Source organism: Roseivirga spongicola (assembly GCF_034376045.1).
In the GTDB taxonomy this organism is placed as follows: domain Bacteria; phylum Bacteroidota; class Bacteroidia; order Cytophagales; family Cyclobacteriaceae; genus Roseivirga; species Roseivirga spongicola.
The window spans coordinates 3497161-3512409 of the sequence record NZ_CP139724.1 but is presented as its reverse complement, the minus strand read 5'-3'; the positions used below and the strand labels follow the sequence as shown (position 1 = coordinate 3512409).

Genomic DNA, 15249 nt, shown 5'->3' with positions numbered 1-15249 from the left:
CAAATTCTATGTTTTGAGCAGGCCAAAATTTCGCTGTGCAAAGTAAACATGTTCTGCCCCAAATACCTAATCAATACAATTGAGGCTTGCTTTATCATTTTTCGATTAGTTTTGTGACCAAGTGAAACTGAGAATCATATTCGGGGCATTAGTTGCCCTATCGATAGCTGTAATGTTTGCCAATATTGGTGGACTAGATGTTTATGCCTTAGACGAAGCAAAAAATGCTGAGGCGGCTCGCTACATGTATGAAAGTGGCAATTACGTAGTGCCATTCTATAACGGAGATTTACGAACCGATAAACCTCCCCTACACTATTATTTTATGGCTGCAGGGTATTCATTATTTGGAGTGAATGCTTTTGGTGCAAGGTTCTTCTCATCGCTATTTGGCGTGCTAACCATTGTGCTCACCTTTCTTTTTGTGCTGAAGCATTTTAATACTCGTGCAGCCATTCTTTCTAGTTTGGTGCTCATTGCATCCCTGCATTTTAACTTGCAGTTTCACATGTCTGTACCAGACCCATACTTGATACTCTTTATCACTTGGGCATACTTCTCCTTCTACGATGCTTATAAAACTGGTAACAGATGGCAACTTTTCTCCTTTTACTTTGCCATTGGCTGTGGACTTTTAACCAAGGGCCCGATTGCTGTGGCACTACCAGGTCTTACTGCTGTTATATTTTTATTACTGAACAGAGATTTTAAATGGAAGACTATATGGCGCATGCAGCCCTTTGGTGGATTGTTACTATCACTGATGGTGGCTTTGCCTTGGTACTATGAGGTGCATAAGCAAACCAACGGTGCATGGACCGAAGACTTTTTCTTTAAGCACAACTTCTCCCGCTATTCAGAGGCTATGGAAGGTCACGAGGGTATATTCATTATCACCTTTGCCTTTGTATTTGTCTTAGGGATGCTCACCTTCTTACCATTTGTTTTTCAGAGCATTAAATATGCTATCCTCAATAGAAAGAACGAACCTCTTCTCTATTCATTAATAGCAGCCCTTGTAGTAGTCATTTTCTTCGCTTCTTCAAGTACTAAATTGCCTAATTATACGGTTCCTTCATACCCAGTATTAGCTGTTGTTCTCGGGTTTTATTTGTCTCAGATTGACACACAATGGTTCACTAATAAATGGAACAAATTAGGCTTAGGCCTTTATTCGGTACTTCTGGTGGGATTTCCTGCTGGAATCTATTTCGGCCTTAAAGGCGATCCATCATTAAGCCACCTCTCTTGGTTAGGTGTATATTTCATCATTCTTACAGGAGTAGGAATCTATAATTTCTACACAATGTTCAGGTCGAAAAATATAGCGGCATTGCTTAGGTGGAATGTAGCCGGATGGATGGCAACTATACTCTTGTTTTTCTATCTGATCTTTCCTCAAGTAGATGCTGAAAACCCAGTTAGAAAACTAGTCCCTCAGATGGAAACTAGTAAAGCAATGATTGCCTATGCACGCCTTAACCCTGCATTTGTTTTTGCACTAGAAAGAGAAATTCCTCGCTTTTCAACCTTACAGGAAATTGAAGAAGCCATGACACAGGCTCCTTCCGGTTATGTGATCTCTAGAACTGACTACCGTGAAGAGTTGGAGCAAATTGATGGCCTAGAATACCATTCCGAAGCCAAAGATTTATTTGAAAACCCAACCACGCTGGTTATGAAATGGGGAAAGCACTAGGTTACTTCCTTAATAATCCCTTTTGAAGTTTCGGATACTCACTCTTTGGTGCCATAATCATGTAGGCTAGAACCACTGAAAGAATTCCAAACAGACTACCAAAATATACGTCTCTAGCAAAGTGCTGAAGAATATACATTCGGCTTACACCTACCAAAACGGCACTAAAGAAGAATACAACTCTCCATGTGGTAGAACGAATTACAAGCATTAAGAAAAATGCCAAAGTAAACGCAGAGGCAGTGTGCCCTGAAGGAAAAGCATCGAAGCTTCTTACTGTAACTCCATCTACAAAGTTCAATGTATCTAATTGATCTTCGAAATAAAGCTTGGGCCTTGGCTCTCCAGCATACAACCATTGTTTGAAGATATGTACAAAGATGGTTTGAAAGACTATGGCAATTAGCAGTGTTAAAAACTTATGATAATTCAGGAATAAGTAGCCTAGTGCCACTATAGCCAGTACAAAACCATCACCTACATGCGTCCAATACTTGAAGAAAAAATCGCTAAATACTGAGTGGTTGTCATTTAACCATAACACTACGTCACCATGGGCAGTAAACACCATTAAAATGCCGCCTAGTACAAAGTAAATAGCCGTTAACCAATGTATTGTTGTTCCGAATAAGTCTGATTTCATTCCTTGAATTTGAATCTTAGGTACTTAATGTTTTCACCTTTGGCCACAAACTTTCTCTCAAAGTCTGTTTCAATACCGTGATGGAGCTTGTTTAAATCGGAATCATACAAATTGAAAGTATGGTCTAGCAACTCAATATCATCTCGTTCCTCAAACAGCTCTAGGGTGTATTGGAAAAGTTGGGTGTTATCCGTCTTAAAGTTGATCAGGCCATCTGGCTTTAATACACTTTTATAAAGCTCTAAAAATCTGGGAGAAGTAAGCCTCCGTTTAATATCCCTCTTTCTAGGTCTTGGGTCTGGAAAAGTTATCCATATTTCGGCCACCTCATTCGGGGCAAAAAACTGATCTAAATGCTCAATCTGCGCTCTGAGGAAAGCTGTGTTAGTTAGTTCCTTCTCAATAGATACAGTACTACCAACCCATAGTCTATCTCCTTTAACATCTATGCCTACAAAGTTTCTTTGAGCATAAACTGCTGCTAAGCCTGTAGTATAATGGGCTTTTCCGCATGCTAACTCAAGGGTTATTGGTTGGTCATTAGGGAAATACTCCTTGTTCCAATTCCCTTTCAAGTTTTTGTAAATGGGCATAGTGTCTTCGAAGACATTATGTCTTTCAGCAATTTCCCCATACTTCTTCAATTTAGTCCTAGACATTATAACCCTTCGATTTCAGCCACTACAAATGTACTCCCTCCAATGTAAATCATATCATCTGGCGATGCAGACTGTTGGGCAAAATTGATAGCCTCATTAACATCTTGAATATAGGTTTTGGGCTGCTTTAACTTGCTTGTCTTCGCTTTCAATTCGTCTATCAGTAGAGCTCTTGGTATTTGAGGCTCACAGAAAATCAGGTGTGCGTTTTCAGGAAGCATAGCTAGTATAGGATTCAAATCTTTTTCCTTAACAAAGCCCAGCACCATATATAACTGTGAGTAAAGCTGTCTAGATATTTGATCAACTATATATTGAAATGCTTCTTTATTATGACCTGTATCACAAATAGTTAAAGGATTAGAACCCAACTGTTGCCATCTGCCTTTAAGTCCAGTATTGGTTTGAACCTGAGACAGGCCTAACCTGATTTTATCTTCCGAGATTTCCCAACCTAGTTCTGTTAATACCCTCAGGCAAGTCAACACTCCTTTGACATTTTTAGCTTGATAAGTTCCTTGAAGATCGGATAAAGGTATTTCATCATAAACCTGGTCTTCAGCAAAAATGATGGGAGCATTTCTCTTTTTTGCTACTTCAACAAAAACTGGCTCAGTTTCTTTTTGCTTCTCAGTGACTATTACAGGAACCGATTCCTTAATTATACCAGCTTTTTCAAAGGCAATCTTTTCCAATGTGTCACCTAGCATATCCATATGATCCATACCGATATTGGTAATTACAGAAACTTCTGGCTCAATAATGTTTGTAGAGTCCAACCTGCCTCCTAGTCCAACTTCTATAACAGCAATATCGACCTTCTGCTGAGCAAAGTAATTGAAAGCAATAGCTACCGTCATTTCAAAGAATGAAGGTTTAATAGACTCAATACTGGGCATATTTTGCTCAATAAAATCTACTACAAAACCCTGGCTTACTTCTTCACCATTTATTCTGATCCGCTCGGTAAATGATTTTAAATGCGGGCTAGTATATAAACCCACCTTATATCCGCATGCTTGGAGCACCGAAGCCAGCATGTGCGATGTGCTGCCCTTACCGTTAGTGCCTGCTACATGGATACTCTTGAATTTCTTTTCTGGATGATTGAGCGCCTTACAAAGCTTAATTGTATTTGTAAGATCCTTTTTAAACGCGGCCTGTCCCACTCTTTGGTACATGGGTAAAGCCTTAAACATGAAATCAAGCGCCTCCTGATAGGTCATAGGGCGAAGATACTAGCTCCTATTGATCGGGTATCAGGATTTTTGAAAATATTTTGATTGATCATACGTGTGGTTCACTCTGAAAACGTCATATCGGCAAAAGTCAAAAACTCAGAATATGAACAAATCATTCAAATTAATCCTCAGCCTACTGGCCTTACTCACCTTTATTACTGCTTGCTCGGAAGATGGAATTAATGGCCGTGGGCCTATAGTTGAGCAAGAACGCTCAACGGATGAATTCACAGCTTTGCATCTTCAGATTCCTGCTAAGCTTTACGTTTATGAAGGAACGGCACCTAGTGTAAGAATTAGAACTAACGAAAACTTACATAAGTACATTGAAACCACTGTGGTAAATGGAGAATTAAGAATTGAAACTACACCCAATGTGTGGATTAGAAACGCCAACTCCATGAGCATTTATGTCACCTCTGACTTGGTGTCTCAGTTTACCATAAACGGTTCTGGTCTAATTGCTATTGAAGACTGTTTAGATGTGGCCTCTGCATCATTTCAGATCAATGGCTCTGGCGATATTTACGCATGTGGAGCAACAGATGTGCTCAAGGTTGTGGTTAATGGTTCAGGAAAATTCAAAGGACACGATCTTCAAGCAGAATCTGCTGAAGTGGAAATTCGTGGATCAGGAGATATTGAAACTCGAGTAAATCAGTCTTTAGAGGCAGATATCTCGGGCTCTGGTAAAGTAGAATACTACGGAAACCCTCAAATTTTTACACAAATTAGTGGTTCTGGTAAAGTGAAGAAGAAGTAATTAATTGGTTTTAATTACGAAGGTAACTTCGCCCTTAGATACTGCAGCAGGTGCTTTGGAGGCATCGGTTTGAATAAAGCGTAGCTCCAACACTTGCTTCTTATAAAAGTCTACAATAGTGTTGTCACTTATAGTTGTCCCAGGGACAACAGTTACTCTAAGTACCTTTCCTCTATCATCTACATCGATAGCAAATTTGATAACACCATCTACTTGAGAATCGTCTTTTTTAGAAGGAGGCGCTTGCCACTTCCAACCGTCTAAACTGTAACTAACACCTAAATCGGCACCTCCAGGGCTAGAGCCTTTGGTATTAGGGTTACCCTTAGGGTCACCTTCATTTCCCTTTTCTGAAGAGCTTCCCTGATTATTTGATGCAGCTTCTTTACTGTCAGTATTCGTTTTCTTTCCCCCCATTAAAGCTCTGTTATCAATAGTAGGTTTTGGCTTAGGTTTTTCAACTGGCTTTTCTTCTACTTTTTTTTCCTCAACAGGTTTCTCTTCTGTTTTCTTTTGTTCTGTCGGCTTAGTTTCTTCCTCTTTTTTTGTTTCAGTTACAGGAGGAGTCTTCTCTTCCACCTTCACTTCTGCTTTTTCAGGACTGGTTATAGTTTCTTTAACTGTTTGCTCTACTGGAGGAGTTTCTGTCTTGGTTTCTTCAACAGGTGGTGTAACAGGCTTAATCTCTTCTACTGTTTCTGGCTCGGTAACTTCTTCTTCCTGAACTTCTTCCACTTCCGTATTCTCAGAGTCAGACTCGGCATCAGGAGGCGTATCATTTTCAGTTTCTTCTGCCGGAGCATCAAAAGTCTTCTCAGTGTCGCCACTACCAACTTCTTGGAAACCAAGGTTTAGTTCAATGCCATATTCTGGAATTGGCGGATCTGGTTCTCTCCAAGCTACTAAAACAAGGAAAAGAGCGATAATCGAGCTATGTACAATAGCCGAAACCACAATACTAAATCGCTTATCTTTCTTTTCCTGTTCAGACATATTACTCAGGTCTTGTAACCAAGACTGTTTTTTGCTTCAATTTGGCGGCAATCCCAGCCACTTTAGCCGTATGACCGGTTGGTACGGATGCATCTATATTTAAGCTCAAAGTACCTTCTTGCCCACCCGTTAAACGTAATAATTCGTTTTCTAGTGTCTCAGGAGTCACCTCATTATCATTTAACACATAACGCAAATCTGCTGTAATCGTTAAGCTATTTTTCTGCAGTGAAATACTAGCCGATTGTGCCGTTGGTAAATTTACCGGTAGGCCCGATGGTGTGATGAAAGAGGCGGTAAGCATAAAGAAGATCAACAACAGGAATACAATATCTGTCATTGATGACATGCTAAATGATGACTCTACCTTATGTTTAGACTTAATATCCATCTTATTGCGGCTCTTGCAGTAAGTCTATAAAATCTATAGAAGTATATTCCATGTAGTGAATAGCCTTCTGCACTTTAGATACTAGGTAATTGTACCCCAAGTAGGCTATAATACCTACCACCAAACCAGCTGCGGTTGTAACCATAGCCTCATAAATACCTGTAGAAAGTAACTTAGGGCTTACAGACCCTTCTTCTTGCGCAATGGCAATAAAGGCCTGAATCATACCAGAAACGGTACCTAAGAAACCAATCATTGGTGCTGCACCAGAAATAGTAGCTAGCAAAGAGAGGTTCTTTTCTAACTTGTAAACTTCAATTTTACCTACATTTTCTATAGAAGCCTCAATAGTTTTGAGTGGAGAACCTATTCGGTGAATTCCCTTTTCAATCATTTTAGCAATTGGTGAATCAGTTTGAGAGCACAAAAGCTTAGCTCCATTTACATCTCCGTTAGCCACCAGGTTTTTAATTTTCTCCATAAACTCGAAAGGCGTTTTAGAAGCTCTATTAAGATTTCTTAGTCTTTCGAAGAATATATAGATAGCCATACCCCAAAGAATAACTAGTGGCACTAACCAGAATCCACCTTTTAAAAGGAGTTCAAAAAAGAACAGAACTCCTTCTCCATCACCTCCAACAGCGGTTGTGTCGGAAGTGGCTAATTGTTGCAATAATATCACCATTTTAATATTTCAGTACCCAGATATTTTCACCGTAAGTGCTAACCAAGTCAGCTCTCTTTTCTTCGGCTTCAGCCATACTGCCAGACAGTGCTATGCCCACTCTATGGAATTTGAAATCACCAGTAGGTTTCAACAAATAAGCACTCTCTCCTGCAGCTACAATTTCTTCGCCTTTATCTTCAGCAAGATCGGCATCATAGAAGCTTCCGATTACAACATACCAACGGCCTTCAGGTGCAGAAATTGTAAATAATTCTGCTGTCGGCTCTGGTTCTGGTTCAGGAATTGGTTCGGGCTCTGGCTCCGGTTCTGGCTTAGGCTGTGGTTGTTCAGTTTTAATAGGTTCAACCTCCTTATCTTTCTTGAAAACGAAGAAATAAAGTATTGCTGCTATTATCACAATCAGCAAGATAATAACCAAAGCTGTAATTCCTGAATTATTGGTTTTCTCCTCCTCTTCAGGCTTTTTGGCCACAGGTTGCACTGGTGCTTTTTTCTCTTCGTTTTTGGGATGCGCTTTCTCATCGCCAGTAGAAAACACGAAAGGCTCTGGCTCTTCCTTTTTTTCTTCTTTTACTGGAGGTATTGGCGTTACCTCTTTCTCTTCTACCTTTTCTTCTTTCGGAGCTTCTTCTGCTTCTTCGCTAGGGTTTGCAATAGGTTCTGGAGCAGGTGGCTCTTCTAAAGGAGTATCTGTAACTGGTTCTAGTTCAATATCATCTAAACCAAAGTCATCATCATTAGTCTCAGGTGCCTGAGGTTTTTCTTTCTTAGGTTTAGCTGGTGATTTTCTCGCACCGGTTCTTTTTGCTTTGTCGTTTTCTCCAGAAGAATTGCTTTTCTTTTTAGCCGCCATACTGAATAAGGTTGAATGATGTTTTTACAAATTAGTAAAATAAAAATACTATACTAAAATGGGTCTTTGCCAGACTAGAATGATACTGATAATCCACCTAAGAATTGAATACCACGAGATGGATAGTTAAGATACCTTTCGTACTCTTTGCCGAATAGGTTGTTTATCTGCAAAAATACACCAATTCTATCATTTACCTCATATCTACCACCCAAATTCAGATCTATGATATCATCTAGATCATACACCTGGGTTGTTTCTCCGTTAAGTGCCTTAAGCCCACCTAGGTAGTATAAATCAGTAGTGATGGCCAACTTTTCAATTGGGAAAATAGTAGAGTTAAAAGCCGCTTTAAAGTTTGGTCTATGCCATGCTTCTGTCAATGTGGCTAAAGAATAGTTATAGAAATCGAAACGTAAGGAGCTCCTCACCTTTCCTGCTTTTTCAAAGTTTACCGCTCCAAAAACATCTAACCTATCAGTTTTATCACCATCATAAAGTATTTCAAACCTAGTAGAGTCAGAGATAGAGTTGGTAATGAACTGCAAGTTGTTCAAGGTAGCATAGCTAACCCCAGAACTGAGTGTTAAACCATCGAATAACTGAAAATCTAAACCTGCAGTAATATCGCTTACCTTCTCAGTATTTCTCAAGTCAAAGTCAGCCTCTAAGAATGGATTTTCGCTAATAGAAGATTCTACAGAATTGAATTCAAGGTCTCCCTCATAGCCAGCATAAATTCTAAAGCCAGAGCTCAAGGCATAATCGGCCTTAATTACCGGATAAATACTTAAGCCTTTGTTAAAGCCATTGTCTCCTGCTAGGTTAAAACCTGCATTAAAGGTGAATCCATTGGTTCTGTAAATAGCCCTTGGCCTGAAGTTTAAATAACTACGGTTGTCCTCTTCAGTATCTTGACGTTTAGAGAGGGTAGCTAAAAGGTCTATGTTGAACCTTAGGTCTTCATTTACAATAAAGAACCCACCCACATCGAAGTTGAACTTGTTCTCTCTAGCCTCATAAGAATCTCTAAAGAAAATCCAGTCTGTTTTGAAATGGTAATCGAAGTTTTGCTCCTTATTGGCATTCTCAATCAACACATTAGTTGAGAATCTGGTGAATTTCCGCTCAATATCTCCAGGCTCTAAATCTAGCACAGGATCGTATCCGTAAAAATGAACCTTCTGACTTGAGTAATTCATTGAGCCAGAGACCTTATTCACATTACTGAAGTACTTAGCGCCAATGGCCGCTTCGGTTCTTCCTTCTCCAGAATTCTCATCGAAAACAGGTCCTTTTTTACTCGAAAGGTGTCTTACATATAGGTTAAACAAGTAAGACTCATGTCGTTTAGAGCCTAAATACCCTTCTAAATAAGGGGTTCCATAATTACCATAACCAAGCTTCAGGAAGTTTGAAGTCAAGTCGCTCAACCGTTGATTTCCTTGATAATTCACTGTTCGAAATGCTGGCACCAACGGACTCAAACTGTACTGAAAAGTTTTAAAAGAGTATTGCTGCTTGGTATCCGTTTCGCTTACGGGAAGCTGAGGTATTTTCTCAAAGTTTCTGGTAGCTGGCGGAAGCGTAATTCGCCTGTCTTTACGGATTACAATTTCAGCCTCTTCTAGCTGTCCTTGCCCTTGCTGCGCGAAAAGAGAACCAGTTCCTATGATAAAAAGTCCTACAATCGAAAGTCTTGTCAACTTATTCATTGTTGCCTCCTTTCTGAACTTGTGTTGAATCCATTTTTGTGCTATCCGATGCAATTTCTTGTTGTCTTAGCTCTTCCTCTTTTATCTCAATTTCGGTCAACTTAGCTCTTGCTTCCGTTAACACTTCATCTACCTGAGAATTCTCAATAATTGAATTAACCGTGGCTTTTGCCTGAAACAACTCGCCCAAGGCTATGTAGTTATCGGCAATTAGTAAGAAGGCTTTTCCTAACCATAAGTCATAGTCCGCGAATCGTTCATTGAATTCGAACAAGGTGGTGAGCGACTCTTGGTAGTTACCTTGTTGATAGAATATTTTTCCTAGCAAATACTGAGCTTCTGCTCCGTACCTGTTTTTAGAAGTATTTATCGTGCTCAAAAGGTCGTCAATTGCTGTATTGAAGTTGCCCTGATTATAAGCTGCTTTACCCAAATACAACTGCGCCTTGTTCACCTGATCTTGGCTGATATTCCCTTTGGTGATGATGTTATTGGCGTAGACCTTCATCTTATCATATTCGGCTAGTTTAAAGTAAGCTTCGAGCAAACCTGCCCATGCATCATTCTCCTGCCTTTTGGAGATTGCTATTTTCTCTAGCCTGCTGTAGTAGTTCGCAGCTTCTCCAAAGTCTCCAGCCTTGAGTTGCAGCTCACCTATTCTTTGGAAAACCACATCAATATCAGATACCTGCGCTTCTCTGTCTAGTTCATAATAGAGTTCTAGAGCTTTTACATTATTATTCAATCTGTAGTGAGATTCAGCCCTGTAGAACTTAGCCTGACTGCTCAACGGACTGCTAGTATAGTTTCGCTCATAATCTTCGAAGGCTCCAATAGCAGCAGAATATTCTTGACCGAAGTAAAGGTTTTTAGCGGACTCTAACTCTATGTTCTCGAGCGCCTGATTATCTGGGTTTGCATTCTTGTACTTTGCCAAATACTGATCGAACTCAAGCACTTTGTTATTGAGCTTCAGCGTATTTTGTAAACCTAGAAGTGCAGAATTGGCCACTCTACTGGTTACATAAGTATCTAGAATGATTTTATAATCTTCTTCTGCTTTATCTAACTCATTTAAGTTAAAGTAAGCCAGTGCTCTGCTTTCATAAGCATAAGGAATGAAAGGACTTTGCTCTTGGTTCTCAATTATTCTAGTAAAGCCTTGAATTGACTCTCTATAGTCTCTGTTTTCTAACTGAATCTGAGCCTTTTTGTAAATAGCATCATCGTAGTAGCGTGAATTGCTGAAGCGGTTAATTACTACGTCTAGAGACTGAATAGCCTCATCACTTTTGTCTTGAAAATCTCTAACTACACCCTTTTGAAAATAAGCATAATCAACATTTGGGTTATTCGTATCAATTGCTCTTTGGTAGTAAGAAATGGCTGTAGCATAGGCCTTATCTACATAGTAACAGTCTGCCAACCTCAAAATAGCATCATTGTAGTTGAGTTTATTGGGTCTTCCCTCCAACACATCTACATAGCGCTTAAAATAGATTCTGGCATTAGGGTAATCCCTAGTATTATAATAGGCATAGCCGATTCCATAATTCGCCTTTAAATAGTACTCAGAATCTGTGTTTCTAGTTCTAAATACCTGCTGGTATGCATCTATGGCATTGGTGTAATTTCTTGAAGTAGCCAAGGCCTCGGCTTTCCAAAAATGAGCTGCAGTTTCTAGGTCGTCATCAATTCTGTAAACCAATGACTTATCAAACATTTGAACAGCATTGGTATACTGAGCATTATTGAAGAACTCTGTTCCCTTGTAGAAGGTCACTTTCTGGTAAGCCGCCCTCACTCTTGGGCTCTTATCTTGAATTCTTTCAATGAATGTAATAGCCCGAGCAAAATCGTTGGTATTCAAAAATGCCTCAGAAAGTAGATTATTTGCCTCAGGAATATATTGAGAAGTTGGGTACTCTCTAATGAACCTGTCTAATGAAGTAATGGCTTGAGAATACTTCTTCGACTCAAAATTCACCTTAGCTAAATTGAAAGAGGCTTCTTCTTGAATGCTCTCGTTAAATGGAAGCTTACTTGCTTTATCAAATGCAGAAGTTGCAAACACATAATTGTCTTGCTCAACATACAGCTGTCCTAAATAATAAGATGCATACTGTGCCAAGGTATCTTCTTTTAAAGCTACACGCTTAAAATCTTCAATGGCTGGCTCCGAATTACCCATGGCAAAATTAGAATAAGCTATTCTATAAAGGGTCTGATTGTCTATACTTTGGGCTGCTAACTGTCTGTATAAAGCGTAGAACTCCAAGGCATTCTCATACCTGCTCTCGGCATAAGCAGACTCACCTGCTAACTGATAAATCTGATAGAGGTAGTCCATTCTAGTACGCTCTACATCAACATTCTTGAATTTATCCGCATAAGCTAGCACCTCGCCATAACGCTTCTGCTTAAAATATGAACTAGTGATCATAATAGGCACTCTGTACCTGTACTTTTCACTTTCTTCGGCCTTCCTTAAGTCTACAATAGCTTTATCAAAGCCATTATCTATGTAGGCCAAGTAACCTGAGTAGTAATTGGCATCGGCCTGATATTCTCCAGCTTCTCTCTTAGCCAAATCGAAGTATTTGATAGACTCTTCTTTTCTATTTAGACTAAAAGCGGAATAAGCAATTTTGAAGTAGGTTTCAGCTCTTTCTTCAGAGCTTAAAGCATTCAGATCTGCCAGTTTTAAATACTTGTTAGCTGTCTGAAAGTCATTCGATTTAAAGGCATTGATACCCAGGTTGTAATAAGCTTTAGAAGCTTTCGGGTGACTTGGCCTTTTCTTTACGAATTCTGAAATAAGTTGTGGCCCATCTGCATTGTTCAAGTTCAAAGCACATAAGGCAACATAATATTCGGCATCGGCCTTTTTTATTTCATCAGACCCTTCGAGAAGATACCTTTCAAACTGTTCTCGGGCCGCACTATACTTCTCTTTGTCTAGCAACTCCAAACCAAAACGATAGTATTTATTATCGCTGTTTTGGTGAAGCGTACTTTGAGCATTTAATGACCCGAGCGTTACAAGGCTGATGGTGACAATAGTTAATAGATTCCTCATCAAGTTGTATTTGCTCACTTTACTTCTAAACTCTTTTAACTTCTGAATATTGTTAGTCTCCATTGAAGTATTCAATGCATCAATTTGAAAACCAATTCTCTTAAAATTTCTTCTTCAGGCATAGATCCTGAATTCACTCCTTTAGATTTTAGGTCTGCTTCGCGAAGCAAAGAAATACATTGCATCACCTTATCGATAGGATATCTGGCCGCAGCAACCTTGTAATCTTTCACTACAAATGGAGGAAGCCCCATTGCTCTAGCCAAGCCACTATCTGACTTATCTTTTGCACTGTGTAAAAGGAGTAATTTACTATAATAACTAAAAAGTACAGCTATCATAGGGATGATGGAATTTGCCCTAATATTAGCCGCAAAATAATTGACAATACGATTGGCCTTTAACACATCTCCTTTAGAAATAGCATTCTGAAGTTCAAAGACATTGTAGTCTTTATTAATGCCAACATATTTCTGAATGTGCTCTGGAGTAATTTCTTCGCCTTCTTTCAGGTTGATAGAAATCTTGCTGATTTCATTGCTTAGTCGCTCTAAGTTGTTGCCCAAATACTCGGCAAGCATTTGCACCGACTGATAACCTATGTTGAAACCTTTGTCTTTAGCGTAACCTTCAATCCACTTAGGTACTTCATAATCGCGAAGTTTGGTGGTGGTTAACAGAATAGCCTTTTTACTAAGCGCCTTAGAGAGTGGTTTTCTGCCATCTACCTTTTTGTGCTTATGGGCGAAAACTAGCACTGTTGAAGGCACCGGATTATCAAGGTAGTTCATCAGGAGCTTCTGCCCTTCTTCCTTATTGATATCCTGTATTTCTTTAGCCTCTTTTACTATCACGACCTGACGTTCGGCCATCATTGGAAACCTGCGGGCTGCAGTTACAATCTGACTTGCAGAAACATCTTTACCGTACATTATGGTCTGGTTAAAACCCTTCTCGGTTTCGTTCAGACAATTGTCTTCAATGTAATCGGAAATCTGATCGATATAGTAGGGTTCTTCCCCCTGTAAAAAATAAACCGGTTCATATTTTCCGGCCTTCAACTGCTGTAAAATCTGCTCGGGAGTTACTGCCATGATCAGTTGTCAAATATACGATCTCGAATCTATTTTCAAGTAAATAGAACCAAGACTTTTATAAGGGGTTTATATTTGTAAAAAAGTGAAGAATGGTTGATTCGTTGGTGGAAAAAGGCATTGAAGCCTGTAAATCAGATAATTTCAAAAAAGGCGTAGAATTGTTCAATCAGGCGCTAGAAAAACAGCCCGAACATATTTCTGGCTTATACAACAGAGCACGAGCACTTTCTAAGATTCAGAGGCTAGAAGATGCACTTTTAGACTTTGAAAAGCTTGCCAAACTACAGCCCAACAATGCCACCTTTATTGGTGATTATGCTGTAGCGCTTCATTTAAATGGTGAAAATGATGAAGCTAATGTTCAGTTTGAAAAAGCACTTGAGCTTGAGCCTGAAAACCCATACAGATGGTCTTCTAGGGCATTTTTTAAAGATAGAATTGGTGAAGGTGAAGCAGCACTAGCCGACTATGAAAAAGCAGTTGAATTAGATCCTGATGACGCTATTGCACTAAACAACAAGGGTCTGATTGAAGAAAAGCTCGGCTATCAGGAACGCTCAAAGAAGAGTTTCAACCAATCGAATAAAATCATTGGTTACGAGCCAAAGGAAGGTGAAAAGCAAGAAGAAAAATCAGAACCCAAAACCTCTTCTGTGCCAAAGAAGGAGTCTCAAGAAATACTGACTAGGTGGAAAGTGATTAAGTCAATCTTCACCAAAGAAGGCTTCCAAGATTTCAGCCAATTCACCAAGAATAAAATACTTGGAAAGAAGGATTGATTCCTTCAATACATAGGATTAACCAGCTCTTTCTTACCTTGTGGAGCAAACAACTCTACTTATGAAAAAGCTTATAGTCATTTTATTATGTACCATTTCGCTCCAGTTTTCTTGTACTGGACAAAATAACATTGAAGAGCAAATCAAATCGGCCGTTCTAGCAGCTCCCGCTGCCGTTCGAGATGGAGCACATGTTTACGGTTTCAACGAAAAAGGCGAAATGATTACGCTCAGAGAAGGCACTAATAACTTTGTGGTAAGAGCCGATGATCCTACCAAAGAGGGTTTTGAGGTAGTTTCTTATCCAAAAGATGTTGAACCATTTATGGCTCGTGGTCGTGAGCTAAGAGCTGAAGGTAAAAACCGAGGCGAAGTGCTTCAGATGCGCGAAGAAGAAATGATGAATGGCTCTCTTCAAAAACCTAATTATGGTTCTACACTTGCCATTTATTATGGAGAAAACGCCAAATACAACCCTGAAACTAATGAATTAGAAGGCGGCCAGTTTAGGTACGTTATCTATACCCCACTGGCCACCGCAGAATCTACTGGTTTACCAATTAGCCCGAATGGCAAAGGACACCCTTGGGTAATGTTCCCTGGCCTTTACAGAGCTCACATAATGGTTACGCCTGCTGAAGGCAACTAA

The 15249-nt window shown here is 39.5% G+C and carries 14 protein-coding genes; 4 read left to right on the top strand and 10 right to left on the bottom strand.

Annotated features, from left to right (window positions below; genetic code table 11):
• Positions 1 to 121 precede the first annotated feature (121 nt).
• On the top strand, positions 122 to 1699 hold the full coding sequence (locus tag T7867_RS15770) for an ArnT family glycosyltransferase (protein ID WP_157717663.1): 1578 nt from the start codon (positions 122 to 124) through the stop codon (positions 1697 to 1699).
• Between the two features lies 1 nt (position 1700).
• Here T7867_RS15770 and T7867_RS15765 read toward each other — a convergent pair whose 3' ends face one another.
• From T7867_RS15765 to T7867_RS15755, 3 genes are read right to left on the bottom strand one after another with little or no spacing between them, the layout of a single operon-like run.
• Positions 1701 to 2342: a phosphatase PAP2 family protein gene (locus T7867_RS15765; protein WP_068222235.1), complete on the bottom strand. Its 642-nt coding sequence runs from the start codon at positions 2340 to 2342 to the stop codon at positions 1701 to 1703.
• Entirely contained in the window at positions 2339 to 3001 is a 663-nt protein-coding gene (gene trmB / locus T7867_RS15760) for a tRNA (guanosine(46)-N7)-methyltransferase TrmB (protein ID WP_068222239.1), read from the bottom strand. The genes T7867_RS15765 and trmB overlap by 4 nt, the downstream gene beginning before the upstream one ends.
• Positions 3001 to 4182, bottom strand: a complete 1182-nt coding sequence (locus T7867_RS15755) for a bifunctional folylpolyglutamate synthase/dihydrofolate synthase (RefSeq protein WP_317038759.1) — start codon at positions 4180 to 4182, stop codon at positions 3001 to 3003. Before T7867_RS15755 ends, trmB begins: the two co-directional genes overlap by 1 nt.
• Positions 4183 to 4345: 163 nt before the next feature.
• Here T7867_RS15755 and T7867_RS15750 point away from each other — a divergent pair, with 163 nt between their 5' ends.
• Positions 4346 to 5005 (top strand): head GIN domain-containing protein, encoded by a 660-nt coding sequence (locus T7867_RS15750; protein WP_068222246.1) that lies wholly within the window; start codon positions 4346 to 4348, stop codon positions 5003 to 5005.
• Here T7867_RS15750 and T7867_RS15745 read toward each other — a convergent pair whose 3' ends face one another.
• From T7867_RS15745 to holA, 7 genes are all read right to left on the bottom strand, one after another.
• Complete coding sequence (locus T7867_RS15745) at positions 5006 to 5998, bottom strand: hypothetical protein (RefSeq protein WP_068222249.1); 993 nt, start codon at positions 5996 to 5998, stop codon at positions 5006 to 5008.
• Between the two features lies 1 nt (position 5999).
• Positions 6000 to 6338 carry an ExbD/TolR family protein gene (locus T7867_RS15740; RefSeq protein WP_317038760.1) on the bottom strand — a complete coding sequence of 113 codons (339 nt, stop codon included), beginning with the start codon at positions 6336 to 6338 and terminating at the stop codon, positions 6000 to 6002.
• Between the two features lie 52 nt (positions 6339 to 6390).
• Positions 6391 to 7071, bottom strand: coding sequence for a MotA/TolQ/ExbB proton channel family protein (locus tag T7867_RS15735; protein ID WP_068224155.1), 681 nt, complete (start codon positions 7069 to 7071; stop codon positions 6391 to 6393).
• A gap of 4 nt (positions 7072 to 7075) precedes the next feature.
• Entirely contained in the window at positions 7076 to 7930 is an 855-nt protein-coding gene (locus tag T7867_RS15730) for a hypothetical protein (protein ID WP_068222252.1), read from the bottom strand.
• 74 nt (positions 7931 to 8004) lie between these two features.
• The gene (locus T7867_RS15725) at positions 8005 to 9645 is read right to left on the bottom strand and encodes a porin family protein (RefSeq protein ID WP_068222254.1); all 1641 of its coding nucleotides are present in this window, start codon (positions 9643 to 9645) and stop codon (positions 8005 to 8007) included.
• A complete protein-coding gene (locus T7867_RS15720; RefSeq protein WP_221406002.1) occupies positions 9638 to 12724 on the bottom strand; it encodes a tetratricopeptide repeat protein in 3087 nt (1028 codons plus the stop codon). Before T7867_RS15720 ends, T7867_RS15725 begins: the two co-directional genes overlap by 8 nt.
• Before the next feature lie 71 nt (positions 12725 to 12795).
• Positions 12796 to 13818 (bottom strand): DNA polymerase III subunit delta, encoded by a 1023-nt coding sequence (holA, locus tag T7867_RS15715; protein WP_068222257.1) that lies wholly within the window; start codon positions 13816 to 13818, stop codon positions 12796 to 12798.
• A 92-nt stretch (positions 13819 to 13910) separates the two neighbouring features.
• Here holA and T7867_RS15710 point away from each other — a divergent pair, with 92 nt between their 5' ends.
• Together T7867_RS15710 and T7867_RS15705 are read left to right on the top strand one after the other, a co-directional pair.
• Positions 13911 to 14600, top strand: a complete 690-nt coding sequence (locus tag T7867_RS15710) for a tetratricopeptide repeat protein (RefSeq protein ID WP_068222259.1) — start codon at positions 13911 to 13913, stop codon at positions 14598 to 14600.
• Positions 14601 to 14661: 61 nt separating this feature from the next.
• Positions 14662 to 15249: a hypothetical protein gene (locus tag T7867_RS15705; RefSeq protein ID WP_068222261.1), complete on the top strand. Its 588-nt coding sequence runs from the start codon at positions 14662 to 14664 to the stop codon at positions 15247 to 15249.